Annotated in this window: 11 protein-coding genes and 1 tRNA gene; 5 read left to right on the top strand and 7 right to left on the bottom strand. The window is 73.4% G+C overall.

The features are described 5' to 3' along the window. Nucleotides 1–4: 4 nt before the first annotated feature. From AC1C2V_RS03220 to AC1C2V_RS03205, 4 genes are all read right to left on the bottom strand, one after another. A complete protein-coding gene (locus tag AC1C2V_RS03220; protein ID WP_495388120.1) occupies nucleotides 5–1249 on the bottom strand; it encodes an MFS transporter in 1245 nt (414 codons plus the stop codon). Between the two features lie 52 nt (nucleotides 1250–1301). Beyond that, nucleotides 1302–1805, bottom strand: a complete 504-nt coding sequence (locus AC1C2V_RS03215; protein ID WP_495388119.1) for a MarR family winged helix-turn-helix transcriptional regulator — start codon at nucleotides 1803–1805, stop codon at nucleotides 1302–1304. Nucleotides 1806–2146: 341 nt separating this feature from the next. After that, nucleotides 2147–2437 (bottom strand): hypothetical protein, encoded by a 291-nt coding sequence (locus tag AC1C2V_RS03210; protein ID WP_495388118.1) that lies wholly within the window; start codon nucleotides 2435–2437, stop codon nucleotides 2147–2149. A gap of 15 nt (nucleotides 2438–2452) precedes the next feature. Next, nucleotides 2453–3322, bottom strand: coding sequence for an alpha/beta fold hydrolase (locus AC1C2V_RS03205; protein ID WP_495388117.1), 870 nt, complete (start codon nucleotides 3320–3322; stop codon nucleotides 2453–2455). A 104-nt stretch (nucleotides 3323–3426) separates the two neighbouring features. Here AC1C2V_RS03205 and AC1C2V_RS03200 point away from each other — a divergent pair, with 104 nt between their 5' ends. Next, nucleotides 3427–4107 (top strand): TetR/AcrR family transcriptional regulator, encoded by a 681-nt coding sequence (locus tag AC1C2V_RS03200; protein WP_495388116.1) that lies wholly within the window; start codon nucleotides 3427–3429, stop codon nucleotides 4105–4107. 22 nt (nucleotides 4108–4129) lie between these two features. On the opposite strand, the gene AC1C2V_RS03195 is transcribed toward AC1C2V_RS03200, so the two are convergent. After that, nucleotides 4130–6451, bottom strand: a complete 2322-nt coding sequence (locus AC1C2V_RS03195; protein ID WP_495388115.1) for an FdhF/YdeP family oxidoreductase — start codon at nucleotides 6449–6451, stop codon at nucleotides 4130–4132. Continuing rightward, nucleotides 6448–7338, bottom strand: coding sequence for a formate dehydrogenase accessory sulfurtransferase FdhD (gene fdhD / locus AC1C2V_RS03190; RefSeq protein ID WP_495388114.1), 891 nt, complete (start codon nucleotides 7336–7338; stop codon nucleotides 6448–6450). Before fdhD ends, AC1C2V_RS03195 begins: the two co-directional genes overlap by 4 nt. Nucleotides 7339–7471: 133 nt before the next feature. Here fdhD and fdhA point away from each other — a divergent pair, with 133 nt between their 5' ends. Next, nucleotides 7472–8695: a formaldehyde dehydrogenase, glutathione-independent gene (gene fdhA / locus AC1C2V_RS03185; protein WP_495388113.1), complete on the top strand. Its 1224-nt coding sequence runs from the start codon at nucleotides 7472–7474 to the stop codon at nucleotides 8693–8695. Between the two features lie 57 nt (nucleotides 8696–8752). Here the strand turns inward: fdhA and AC1C2V_RS03180 are convergent, their stop codons facing one another. After that, on the bottom strand, nucleotides 8753–9352 hold the full coding sequence (locus AC1C2V_RS03180; protein WP_495388112.1) for a TetR/AcrR family transcriptional regulator: 600 nt from the start codon (nucleotides 9350–9352) through the stop codon (nucleotides 8753–8755). A 222-nt stretch (nucleotides 9353–9574) separates the two neighbouring features. On the opposite strand from AC1C2V_RS03180, the gene AC1C2V_RS03175 reads away from it, so the two are divergent. The 3 genes from AC1C2V_RS03175 (at nucleotide 9575) to AC1C2V_RS03165 (ending at nucleotide 12463) form a co-directional block, all read left to right on the top strand. Then, a tRNA-Gln gene (locus AC1C2V_RS03175) sits at nucleotides 9575–9646 on the top strand. A 169-nt stretch (nucleotides 9647–9815) separates the two neighbouring features. After that, a complete protein-coding gene (gene glmU, locus AC1C2V_RS03170) occupies nucleotides 9816–11483 on the top strand; it encodes a bifunctional UDP-N-acetylglucosamine diphosphorylase/glucosamine-1-phosphate N-acetyltransferase GlmU (RefSeq protein WP_495388111.1) in 1668 nt (555 codons plus the stop codon). Further along, nucleotides 11480–12463: a ribose-phosphate diphosphokinase gene (locus tag AC1C2V_RS03165; RefSeq protein WP_495388110.1), complete on the top strand. Its 984-nt coding sequence runs from the start codon at nucleotides 11480–11482 to the stop codon at nucleotides 12461–12463. The genes glmU and AC1C2V_RS03165 overlap by 4 nt, the downstream gene beginning before the upstream one ends. The last annotated feature ends 21 nt before the right edge of the window (nucleotides 12464–12484 follow it).

Raw genomic sequence — 12484 nt, 5'->3', positions numbered from 1 at the left:
CGGTTCAGCTGCGCTGCCGGGCCGACGCCAGCCACATCGCCGAGGCCATGACGCCGAGGAGCGCGGCGACGACGGCCAGCGGCGCCGTCCAGCCGCCCGTCGCCTCGTGCACCGCGCCCATCGTCGTCGGCGCGAGAGCCGCGCACCCGTAGCCCGCCGTCTGCACGACCGCCGACGCCCGCCGTGCCACCGCGACTCCCGGGCTGCGCTGCGCCACCAGCGTGAAGATCGCGGTGAAGTTGCCGCCCTGCGCGGCCCCGGCGAGGCACACCCAGAGGAGCCACAGGTCGGGCGCGAGGAGCAGCCCCAGCGGCAGGGAGATCCACAGCGCCGACAGCAGCATGGCCACGGTGCGTGCCGACAGTCCCCGGGCGATGCCGGCCGGCACGATGAACGAGCCCAGCACCGCGCAGAGCTGGAACGGCGCCGCCGCGCCGCCGGCGCCGACGGCGGTCATGCCGAGGCGGTCGTGCAGCATCTCCGGCAGCCACGCCGTCACCGCGTAGTAGCCGCTGGCCTGGCCGGCGAACGCGACCGACAGCAGGACGACGAGGCGCCGCACCGCCGCCCGGGCGGCAGGGTCGAGGGCCGCCAGCTCCGCGCGGGCGGACGCAGGGCGCGCCGCCCGCACCCCGTCCCCTGTCGCCGCGCGCCCGCGGGCCGCGAGCCGACGGCCCGCCGGGACCCACGCGACCAGCGCGAACACCGCGAGCACGCCCCACCCGGCCAACGCCCACTGCCAGCCGAACGCCGTCGCGAGCGGCACCGTGAGCATCGTGGTGAACGTGGACCCCAGGTTCATCATCGCGCTGTACGCGCCGGTCACGGCCGCGGCCCGGCGCCGGAAGTCCCGGGTGATGACCACCGGCACCGCCACGTTGCCGATGGTGATGGCGATGCCGACCACGGCGGTGCCGGCCAGGGCCGCCGGCACCGAGCCCGCCGAGCGCAGCACCGTGCCGGCGAGGATGCCGGCCAGCGCGGCGCCCAGCGCGAGCTCCGGGCCCATCCGCGCCACCAGCACCGAGGCCAGCGGCGTGCACAGCGCGAAGCACAGCACCGGTACGGACGTGAGCAGCCCGGCCCCCGTGGGGGTCAGGCCCAGCCCCGCCGCGACCTCGTCCACCACCGGCGGCAGGGACGTGATGGGGGCCCGGAGGTTGAGCGCCACCAGCAGCAGTGCGGCCAGCAGCAGGCCCGTGCGGGCGCCGTCGTCCCGGGCGCCGGACGGGGAGGGGTACTGAGTCACTCGATGATCACTCGATGATCACTCGGTCGTCGATAGGTCGGTCATCCGGTCGTCACTCGTCGAACTGGCCGACCACGGTGCGCAGGAGGTCGGCGAGCTGCGGTCGCACCGCGGCGGGGAGCGCGTCCAGCACGCGCGCCTCGACGTCGAGCAGGTCGCTCATGGCCGCGTCCACCCGCTGGCGGCCCGAGGCCGTCAGCTGTACCAGCACCCCGCGCCGGTCCTCCGGCGCTCGGTGCCGCTCCACCAGGCCGCGCTCCTCGAGCCGGTCGATGCGGTTGGTCATCGTGCCGCTGGTGACGAGCGTCTGGGCGACCAGCACGCCGGGGGACAGGCGGTACGGATCGCCGGCGCGACGCAGCGCGGACAGGACGTCGAACTCCCACGTCTCCAGGTCGTGCCGCGCGAACGCGCCCCGACGTGCCCGGTCCAGGTGGCGCGCCAGCCGGCTCACCCGGGAGAACACCGTCAGGGGTTCGACGTCCAGGTCCGGGCGCTCGCGGTGCCACGCGTCGACGATCCGGTCGACCTCGTCGGAACGCGCCTCGACATCCATGGGGACGAGACTACCGCCGGTCTCTCGACGTCAAGAATCTTGATGCGACACTTGGGTTGCGGCGAGGTGGTACGGAGGTCTCGTCGCGAGGCGCGCCATCCGCCGCTCGTTCCTCGCGGCTCCCGCCAGGCCCGACCAGCCTCGCGACGAGACCTCCCGTACCACCTCGCGCTTTCGTCCTGCGCGCCGCTTCGCTTCCGCTCGAAGAACTACCTCGCCTGAGGTCGGACTATCTGGTCCGAACCCGGACTACCTCGCGGAATCTCGGACTACCTCGCGGAATCTCGGACTACCTCGCGGAATCTCGGACTACCTCGGCGAGACCCGGACTTCCTGGGCTGTCAGGCCTGGGCGGCCTCGCCCTCGGCGGTCTCGGTGACGACCTGCTCGACGGTGACGTGTCGCGCGCCGCGCAGCGTGACGAACGCAACGGCGGCGGCGGCGAGGACGACGACCGCCGCGACGAGGAACGCGGTGTGCATCCCGCTGACGTAGGCGCTCCCGGCGACCTGCGCGGCGGAGGCGTCCAGATGGGCGGGGACCGACCCCTGGGCGAGGCCCTGGAGCCCGGCCTCGTCCAGGCCCAGGGCTGCCGTGCCGGAGTGCACTCGTGCCGCGACGAGCGAGGACATGACGGCGGTGCCGGCTCAGGCGTCGTGGGCTCGCAGGAACTCGTCGACGATCGGCAGCACCTGGTCGGGGAGCTGCCACAGGACGCCATGGCCGCCGCCGGGCACCAGCTCGACCCGCGAGTCCGCCACGTGCGCCGTGACCCGCTGTCCGGCGACGACGGGGTCGCCCAGGCGGGTCTCGGCGCCGAACACGGCGAGCGTGGGCGCGGTGATCGCGCGCAGCTGGTCGTCGGTCAGGGGGGTCGGCCACGGCGTCCGCCGGCGGTAGCGCGTCGCGGCACGCGCGAGGGCGCGGTCCTCGTCGGACGTCGTGACCCCCGGGGTGAGCCACTCGTCGAGCCGCGCGAAGCTCCGCGCGGTGGGCACGGCGGCCGCGCGGACCATCCGGGCGACGACCTTCCGCGACGGCTTGACCAGCGCGGTGATCCCCTCGCCGAGGGTGAGGCTGGCCAGTCGGCGCGGGGCGCGGCTCGCCAGGAGCGCGGCGAACCAGGCGCCCTCGGAGTAGCCGAGGACGTGCGCGCACTCCAGGCCGAGCCCCGCCAGCAGTTCCTCGCCCCACGCGCCGTAGTCGGCCGGCGTCGTCAGCGGCGCGGTCTGCTCGCTCCGGCCGGCCGTGCCGACGACGTCGGGCGCGTACACGACGCGGTCGGCCGCCAGCGCTGGCACGACGCCGTGCCAGCTCAGGCCGGTGCCGTTGAGGCCGTGCAGCAGGACCAGCGGCGTGCGTGGGCCGGTACCGGAGCGGCGCACGTGGGTGGTCCCGAACGAGGTGGCGACCTGCAGGTCGGACGACGGCAGCGGCCAGCGGGACTCCAGCGCGCCGTACGCGGTTTCGTACGCGGTCCGTGCGGCGTCGTTCGTGAATCGGCCGGTGGTGGTCATCGGGAGCACTCCTGGGTCGTTGGTGATATGACCGTACCATCAACTTGGTACGGACGTATCATCAAGGCGACGACCGGCTGTGGTCGCCACCGACGAAGGGGAGAGTGCCTGTGCCACGACGGGTGGACCATGCGGAGCGCCGCCGGCAGATCACCGACGCGAGCCGGCGCGTCGTCGCGCGCGACGGGCTCGAGGCGGCGACGTTCCAGGCCGTCGCCGGCGAGGCGGGGGTCTCGGTGCGGCTGGTGCAGTACTACTTCGGCAACAAGCACGGCCTGCTCGTCGCGACCCACCGCGCCGTGATCGAGGACGCCGCCTCCCGCTTCGGCGGCGGCGCCCCGGACGACGCGCCCGAGCCGCCGCCCCGCGACCTCCTGCGCGCGGTCCTCACGGCGCTGCTCCCGCTCGACGACGCGCGCCGGGCCGACGCCGTCGTCCTCGCCGCGTTCCATGCCGCGGCGCTGACCAGCGCGACCGTCGGCGCGGACGCGCTGCTGGGGGCGCCGCGCGCCCTCGTCGACCTGGTCGCCGCGCAGCTCCTGCGTGATTCCGACGGCGACGGCTCCGAGGACGGCTCCGAGGACGGCTCCGAGGACGGCTCCGACAGCGCGTCCGACGGCGCTTCCGACCGTGACGCCGCGGTGCTGGACGCGGAGCTGGTCCTCGCCGCGGTCGCGGGGCTGACCCAGGGGATGCTGCCCGGCCACTACTCGCCCGAGGCCGCGCTCGCGATCGTCGACCGGCTGCTCGACCGGGTGCTCGGCGCGGTAGGCCGGGCCGTGTAGACAGCCAGGCCGGGCAGGCCGGTCACACGGGCTCGAGCCGCACCACGACGGCCTTGGAGACGGGTGTCCTGCTCGTCTCGGCGATCGCGCCGAGCGGCACGAGGACGTTCGCCTCGGGGAAGTAGGCCGCCGCGCACCCGCGCGCCGTCGGGTAGGCGACGACCTGCTGGCCGCGCAGCACGCGGTCGACGCCGTCGTGGTACTCGCTGTGCACGTCGACCGTCGCGCCGTCGGTGAGGCCGAGCTCCGCGACGTCGTCGGGGTGGACGAGGACGACGGCGCGACCGCCCTTGATGCCGCGGTAGCGGTCGTCGCGGCGGTAGATCGTGGTGTTGAACTGGTCGTGGGAGCGGATGGTCTGCAGCAGCAGCCGGCCCGGCGGGCACTCGACCGGGGCGAGCTCGTTGACCGTCAGGTGCGCCCGGCCGTCGGGCGTGGGGAACGTGCGCGAGTCGCGCGGCCCGTGCGGCAGCAGGAACCCGCTCTCGCGGCGGACCTTCGCGTTGTAGTCCTCGCACCCGGGCACCACGCGCGCGATGTGCTCGCGGATCGCGTCGTAGTCGCGCTCCATGGCCGCCCAGTCGACCGACCCGGACCCGCCGCCCGGCGCGTCGGGCCGCGCGTCGAGGACGGCCCGCGCCATCCGCGTGACGATCGCGACCTCCGAGAGCAGCCCCGGCCCCACGGGCTCGACCTTGCCGCGCGACGCGTGCACCGCGCACACCGTGTCCTCGACGGTGACGAACTGCTCGCCCGACGCCTGCCGGTCGACCTCCGTGCGCCCGAGCGTGGGCAGGATCAGCGCCTCGCGCCCGACGACGGCGTGGGAGCGGTTGAGCTTGGTCGAGATCTGCACCGTGAGGTCGGCGCGGCCCAGGGCCTCCTCCGCGGCGCCCGTGTCGGAGATCGCGGAGACGAGGTTGCCGCCGAGCGCGACGAGCGCCCGGATGCGGCCGGCCGCCATGCCCTCGATCGTGGCGACGGCGTCGACGCCGTGCTCGCGCGGCACCGCGAAGCCGAACTCCGCCTCGAGCGCGTCGAGGAAGTCCGCCGGCATCTGCTCCCAGATGCCCATGGTGCGGTCGCCCTGCACGTTGGAGTGGCCGCGGATCGGCGACGCCCCCGCACCCGGGCGGCCGATGTTCCCGCGCAGGAGCAGCAGGTTGACGATCTCCTTGATCGTGGGTACGGCCTTCGCGTGCTGGGTCAGGCCCATCGCCCACGTGACGATGACGCGCTCGGCGTGGAGGTAGCGGTCCGCGAGCTCGTCGATCTCGGCACTCGTCAGCCCGGTCGCGACGAGCACGGCCTCCTCGTCGAGGTCCGCCAGGTGCGCGGTCAGCTCCTCGAGCCCCGACGCGTGCTCCGCGAGGAACGCGTGGTCCAGCACCGTCCCGGGGGCCGCGAACTCCGCGTCGAGCACCCGCTTCGAGACGGCCTGCAGCAGGGCCATGTCCCCGCCGAGCCGGATCTGCAGGAACTGGTCGGCGAGCTGCGTGCCGCGGCCGGCCAGCCCGCGCACCGTCTGCGGGTTCTTGTAGCGCATGAGCCCGGCCTCGGGCAGCGGGTTCACCGCGACGATGCTCGCCCCGCTCTCCTTGGCCTCCTCGAGCGCGGTCAGCATGCGCGGGTGGTTGGTACCCGGGTTCTGGCCCATGATCACGATGAGGTCGGACTTGCCGAAGTCGTCGTAGGTGATCGTGGCCTTGCCGACGCCGATGGTCTCGCCGAGCGCGGCCCCCGTGGACTCGTGGCACATGTTCGAGCAGTCGGGCAGGTTGTTGGTGCCGAAGGCGCGCACGAACAGCTGGTAGACGAACGCCGCCTCGTTGGACGCGCGCCCGCTCGTGTAGAACGCGGCCTGGTCGGGGTCCTCGAGGCCGCCCAGCCGGTCGGCGAGGAGGGCGAACGCCTCGTTCCAGCCGATCGGCTCGTACCGGTCGGAGTCCGCGGCCTTGTGCACGGGCTCGACGAGCCGGCCCTGCTGCCCCAGCCAGTGCTCGGAGCGGGTGCGCAGGTCGGTGACCGGGTGCTTCGCCCAGAACTCCGCGCCCACGACCAGCGGCGTCGCCTCCCACGTGACGGCCTTCGCGCCGTTCTCGCAGAACTCCGCGGGCTTGCGCCGGTCCGGGTCCGGCCACGCGCAGCTCATGCAGTCGAAGCCGTCCTTGTGGTTCATCGACAGCAGCAGCTTCGCGGTCCTCGCCGGCCCCATCCCGCGCACCGCGGGCAGGAGGGCGTGCATGACGCCGGGCACGCCCGCCGCCCACTCCTTCGGCGGCCTCGTCCGTGCCGGCCGGTCGTCGGGCCGGTCGTTCGTGCGGTCGTTCGTGCGGTCGCTCATGCGGCGTCTCCTCTGCGGTGGTCCCGCGCGTGATCGGTCCCGGCGTCTTGCTCGACGACGCGGTGCCCGCCGGCGTAGACGACCAGCGAGGGGTCGCGGACGAAGCCGACCAGCGTGAGCCCGGCCTCGTCGGCGAGCTCGGCGGCCAGCGACGACGGGGCGGAGACCGCCGCGAGCACCGGCACGCCGGCCATGACCGCCTTCTGGGTGAGCTCGAAGCTCGCCCGCCCGGACACCACGAGCACCGTGCCGCGTAGCGGCAGCATCCCGGCTGCGGCGGCCCAGCCGACCACCTTGTCGACGGCGTTGTGGCGGCCCACGTCCTCGCGGACCACGAGGGGCTCGCCGGTCGCGGCGTCGAACAGCCCCGCGGCGTGCAGCCCGCCGGTGCGGGCGAACAGGTCCTGCGCCGCGCGGAGCCGGTCGGGGAGCGTCGCGAGCAGCCCGGCGTCCACGCGCACCGGGTCGTCCGCTACCTCGAACGCGCTGCGCGTGCGCACCGCGTCGACCGACGCCTTGCCGCACAGCCCGCACGCGCTGGACGTGAAGAACTCCCGCGCGAGGGCCGGGTCCGGCGGCCGCACCCCCGGGGCGAGGCCGACGTCGAGCACGTTGTAGGTGTTCGACCCGCTGCCCGGGGTGCCGGGCGAGCCGGCGCAGTAGCGGGCGCCGGCGACCTGGTCGCCGGCGGTCACGACGCCCTCGGAGACGAGGAACCCGGTGGCGAGCTCGACGTCGTGCCCCGGGGTGCGCATCGTGACGGCGTACGAGCGCCCGCCCACGCGGATCTCCAGCGGCTCCTCACCCGCGAGGAGGTCCTCGCGGCTCGAGGTGCGTTCGCCGATCGTGATGCGCCTGACGCGGCGTCGGACGGTGACCCGAGGCATACGGCAGGCCTAGCAGACCCCCGTGGTGCACACAACGGCAGCCCGGCCTGCCGGTCGGCCACGAGGCGCCTACCGTCGTCGTACCGGCCCGGACCGGTGCCGGTCGTGCAGGGCGTGTTCAAGGAGGAGCACCATGGCAGAGAAGAACCGCGCGGTCGCCTACAAGGGGACCGGCCAGGTCGAGGTCATCGACATCGACTACCCGACGTTCGAGCTCAAGGACGGGCCGGGGGTGAACCCGGCCAACGTGGGCCGGAAGGTGCCGCACGGCGCGATCATCAAGACCGTCGCGACGAACATCTGCGGCTCGGACCAGCACATGGTCCGCGGCCGCACCACCGCCCCGACCGATCTGGTGCTCGGCCACGAGATCACGGGGGAGGTCGTCGAGACGGGCCCCGGCGTCGAGTTCGTCAAGGTCGGCGACCTGGTCTCGGTGCCGTTCAACATCTCGTGCGGGCGGTGCAAGAACTGCAAGGAGCGCAAGACCGGCATCTGCCTGAACGTGAACCCGGACCGCCCGGGCAGCGCCTACGGGTACGTCGACATGGGCGGCTGGGTCGGCGGGCAGGCGAACTACGTGCTGGTGCCGTACGCCGACTGGAACCTGCTGGTCTTCCCGGACCGGGACCAGGCGCTCGAGAAGATGATGGACCTGACGATGTTGTCCGACATCTTCCCGACCGGCTTCCACGGCGCCGTGACGGCCGGGGTCGAGGTCGGGTCCACGGTCTACGTCGCGGGTGCCGGGCCCGTCGGGCTCGCCGCCGCGACGGGGGCGTTGCTGCTGGGGGCGGGGGTCGTGATCGTCGGAGACCTGAACGAGGGCCGGCTCGCCCAGGCCCGGTCGTTCGGCTGCGAGACCGTCGACCTCACGAAGGGCGACCCCGGCGAGCAGATCGAGCAGATCCTGGGCGTCCCCGAGGTCGACTGCGCGGTCGACGCCGTCGGGTTCGAGGCCAAGGGCCACGGCTCGGACTCGGGCCACGAGGCCCCGGCGACCGTCCTCAACTCCCTGATGGACGTCACCGCCGCGGGCGGCGCGATGGGTATCCCGGGGCTGTACGTCACCGGCGACCCGGGCGGCGTCGACGAGGCCGCGAAGAAGGGGGCGCTGTCGCTCAGCCTGGGCACCGGCTGGGCCAAGTCGCTGTCGTTCACCACGGGCCAGTGTCCGGTGATGAAGTATCACCGGGGCCTGATGCAGGCGATCCTGCACGACCGCGTGCAGATCGCGAAGAACGTCAACGCGAAGGCGATCACGCTGGACGAGGCGCCGCAGGGCTACGCCGAGTTCGACGCGGGGTCGGCGACGAAGTACGTGATCAACGCCAACGGCTACCTCGACGGCCGGTGACGGACTCCTGCTCGCCGGGCGCGGGCTCGACCGGCGAGCAGGGGTCGGACGGGTGGGTCAGGAGGACTTGGTCAGCTCGGGCTTCGTGACCATGCCGGAGAGCCCGTTCCAGGCGAGATTTACCAGGTGCGCGGCCACCTCGGTCTTGTCGGGGCTGCGGGCGTCCAGCCAGTACTGCCCGGTCAGGGCGACCATGCCCACGAGCATCTGCGCGTAGAGCGGGGCGGCCTCGGGGTCGAGGCCGTTGGCCTTGAACTGGTCGCCGAGGATGTGCTCCACGAGGGTGGCGACGTCGCCGATGAGGCTGGAGAACGTGCCGGTGGCCTGGGCGACGGGGGAGTCGCGCACCAGGATGCGGAACCCGTCCTCCGACGCCTCGATGTAGCCGAGCAGCGCCAGCGCGGTGCGCTCGACGATGACCTTGGGGTGCCCGCCCTGCTCCAGCGCGCCGATCAGCGCGGCGGCGAGCGCACGGACCTCGCGGTCGACGACGACGGCGTAGACGCCCTCCTTGCCCCCGAAGTGCTCGTAGACGACGGGCTTGGACACCTCGGCGCGAGCCGCGATCTCCTCGACGCTGGTGCCGTCGAAGCCCTTCTCGGCGAAGAGGCCGCGGCTGACGTTTGGGCGCACGCGGGTCGGCAGGCATGCGCCCATTGTGCCCGCTCCCTCTGTGGGGTGGTCCTGCAATGTGGATCGGTCCTGCAGTGTGGATCGGTCCTGCGATGTGGATCGGTCTCGCGATGTGGTGCGCGCCACGGCGCCGGCGCCCGCGAGAGGGTGGACGGCGTGCCGGAGCGCCCCCGCGGACCTGGCAGACTGAGAACGGACGCCCGACGGTGCCGCGCTCCCGGGCGCGAAACCGGCCCGGGGGCCCGATCCGCCTTGGTGTAATCGGCAGCACAGAGGTTTTTGGTGCCTTTGGTCCAGGTTCGAATCCTGGGGGCGGAGCTCGTGCACACCCGACAGAGACGGAGCACTCGTGGTCTCGACCCATCGACAGGCTCAGGACAGCGCAGGCTCGACCGCCGCAGGACCGGCCCCCACAGGGGCCGATGCCGCGCCCCCCACCCCCAGGCCCGCAGCGGTCGTCGTGCTGGCCGCGGGCCAGGGCACGCGCATGAAGTCGTCCGTCCCGAAGGTGCTGCACGCCCTCGGTGGCCGCACGATGCTCGGGCACGCGATGGCGGCCTCCCGCGAGCTCAACCCGCAGCACGTGGCCGTCGTCGTACGGCACGAGCGTGACCAGGTCGCGGCCGCGGTGGCGGAGCTCGACCCCGCCGCGCTCGTCGTCGACCAGGACGAGATCCCCGGCACAGGCCGCGCGGTGCAGTGCGCGCTCGACGCGCTCGACGCGCGGGCCCACGCGGGGCGCGCCACCCAGCTCGTGCACGACGACGCGGTGGACGACGAGCTGCACGCCGACCACGCCAACGGCGGCGACCACCCGCTCGGCGACGGCCTCGACGGCGCGGTGGTCGTGCTCGCGGGGGACATCCCGCTGCTCGACGGCGCGACGCTCGGCGAGCTGCTGGCCGCCCACCACGCGGACGGCAACGCGGTCACGATCCTCACCACCGAGGTGGCCGACGCGAACGGGTACGGGCGCATCGTGCGCGAGGCCGACACCGGCGACGTCCTTTCGATCGTGGAGCACAAGGACGCGACCGCGGACCAGCTCGCGATCCGCGAGATCAACAGCTCCGTCTTCGTCTTCGACGCCGCGGTGCTGCGCCGCGGGCTGGCGGGCCTCGACCGCGACAACGCCCAGGGCGAGGTCTACCTCACTGACGTCGTGGCCCGTGCCCGCGCCGAGGGCGGGGCCGTGCGCGCCCTGCTCAGCGACGACCCGATGCTCGTGGAGGGCGTCAACGACCGTGTCGCGCTCGCGACCCTGGGCGCCGAGCTCAACCGGCGCGTGCTGACCGACTGGATGCGGGCCGGCGTCACGGTCGTCGACCCGGCGTCCACCTGGGTTGACGTCGACGTCGAGCTCGCCGCCGACGTCACGCTGCTGCCCGGCACCCAGCTGCACGGCGCCACGAAGGTGGACTCCGGCGCGACGATCGGCCCGGACACCACGCTCACCGACGTCGAGGTGGGTACCGGCGCGACCGTCGTACGCACGCACGGCTCGCTGTCCGTGATCGGCCCGGACGCGAGCGTCGGCCCGTTCGCCTACCTGCGCCCGGGCACCGAGCTGGGTACCAAGGGCAAGATCGGCACGTTCGTCGAGACGAAGAACGCGCAGATCGGCGAGGGCTCCAAGGTGCCGCACCTGTCGTACGTCGGGGACGCCACGATCGGCGAGCACACCAACATCGGCGCAGCGTCGGTCACGGTCAACTACGACGGCGTGCAGAAGCACCGCACGGTCATCGGCTCGTACGCGAAGACGGGCGCGGACAACATGTTCGTCGCGCCGGTCACCGTGGGCGACGGGGCCTATACCGGTGCGGGATCGATCATCGTCAAGGACGTGCCCGCGGGCGCGCTCGGCGTCGCCCGCGCCCAGCAGCGCAACATCGAGGGCTGGGTGGAGCGCCGTTGGCCCCACACCCCGGCCGCCGAGGCCGCCGCGCGCGCCCGCACCGACGACGACGAGGCGAGCGGGCAGCTCGGTGCGCAGGCGCAGCGCCAGCTCGCCGAGCACAATGCCCTGACCGGCGCGATCCCCGTGGTCCGGCCCGACCCGTCCGACGAACGACCCGCCTCCGACAGTCCCGCCCCCGACAGCCCCGCCTCCGACAGCCCCGCTACCGACAGCGAAGGAAGCACGCAGCGATGAACAACTTCATCCCCGGAACCGGCGAGCGCACCCTGGTCCTCGCCTCGGGACGGGCGCACCCCGAGCTCGCGGAGGCGGTCGCGAAGGAGCTCGGCATCGAGCTGCTGCCCGTCTCGGCGTACGACTTCGCGAACAGCGAGACGTACGTGCGGTTCAGCGAGTCGGTGCGCGGCAGCGACATCTTCCTGCTGCAGAGCCACACCGCGCCGGTGAACCAGTGGCTCATGGAGCAGCTGCTGATGGTGGACGCCGCGAAGCGGGGCTCCGCGCGCTCCGTGACCGCCGTCGCGCCCTTCTACGCCTACGCCCGGCAGGACAAGAAGAGCCGCGGGCGCGAGCCCATCTCCGCACGCCTCGTGGCGGACATGCTCAAGACCGCCGGCGCCGACCGTGTGCTCAGCGTGGACCTGCACACGCCGCAGATCCAGGGCTTCTTCGACGGCCCGGTGGACCACCTGTGGGCGATGCCCGTGCTGGTCGACTACGTGCGCACCCGCGTGGACCTGTCCAACGTCGCCGTGGTCTCTCCCGACGCCGGCCGCATCCGCGTGGCCGAGCAGTGGGCGGCCAAGCTCGGCGGCTGCCCGCTCGCCTTCGTGCACAAGACGCGCGACGTCACGCGCCCCAACTCGGCCGTCGCGAACCGTGTGGTCGGCGAGGTCGAGGGTCGCGACTGCGTGCTCGTCGACGACCTGATCGACACCGGCGGCACCATCGCCGAGGCCGTCAAGGTGGTCATGGACGGCGGCGCCCGGTCCGTCACGGTGGCGGCCACGCACGGCGTGCTCTCCGACCCTGCCGCGCAGCGTCTGCAGGAGTGCCAGGCCACCGAGGTGGTCGTCACCGACACGCTGCCCATCTCGGTCGACAAGCGGTTCGACAAGCTCATCGTGCTGTCCATCGCCCCGCTCGTCGCGCGGGCCATCCGCGAGGTCTTCGACGACGGCTCCGTGACGAGCCTGTTCGACGGCAACGTCTGAGCGACGCACGCGCGGAGGTCG

The sequence above is a fragment of the Isoptericola sp. Y541 genome (assembly GCF_059445465.1).
The sequence above is the reverse complement of the archived record's forward strand: the minus strand, read 5'-3'. Positions and strand labels throughout refer to the sequence as shown.

What these genes read in the sequence shown, in the direction of transcription:
- AC1C2V_RS03215 (WP_495388119.1), bottom strand. Translation starts at nt 1,805, where the DNA reads ATGGATGTCGAGGCGCGTTCCGACGAGGTCGACCGGATCGTCGACGCG.
- AC1C2V_RS03210 (WP_495388118.1), bottom strand. Translation starts at nt 2,437, where the DNA reads ATGTCCTCGCTCGTCGCGGCACGAGTGCACTCCGGCACGGCAGCCCTG.
- AC1C2V_RS03205 (WP_495388117.1), bottom strand. Translation starts at nt 3,322, where the DNA reads ATGACCACCACCGGCCGATTCACGAACGACGCCGCACGGACCGCGTAC.
- AC1C2V_RS03195 (WP_495388115.1), bottom strand. Translation starts at nt 6,451, where the DNA reads ATGAGCGACCGCACGAACGACCGCACGAACGACCGGCCCGACGACCGG.
- fdhD (WP_495388114.1), bottom strand. Translation starts at nt 7,338, where the DNA reads ATGCCTCGGGTCACCGTCCGACGCCGCGTCAGGCGCATCACGATCGGC.
- fdhA (WP_495388113.1), top strand. Translation starts at nt 7,472, where the DNA reads ATGGCAGAGAAGAACCGCGCGGTCGCCTACAAGGGGACCGGCCAGGTC.
- AC1C2V_RS03180 (WP_495388112.1), bottom strand. Translation starts at nt 9,352, where the DNA reads ATGGGCGCATGCCTGCCGACCCGCGTGCGCCCAAACGTCAGCCGCGGC.
- glmU (WP_495388111.1), top strand. Translation starts at nt 9,816, where the DNA reads ATGAAGTCGTCCGTCCCGAAGGTGCTGCACGCCCTCGGTGGCCGCACG.
- AC1C2V_RS03165 (WP_495388110.1), top strand. Translation starts at nt 11,480, where the DNA reads ATGAACAACTTCATCCCCGGAACCGGCGAGCGCACCCTGGTCCTCGCC.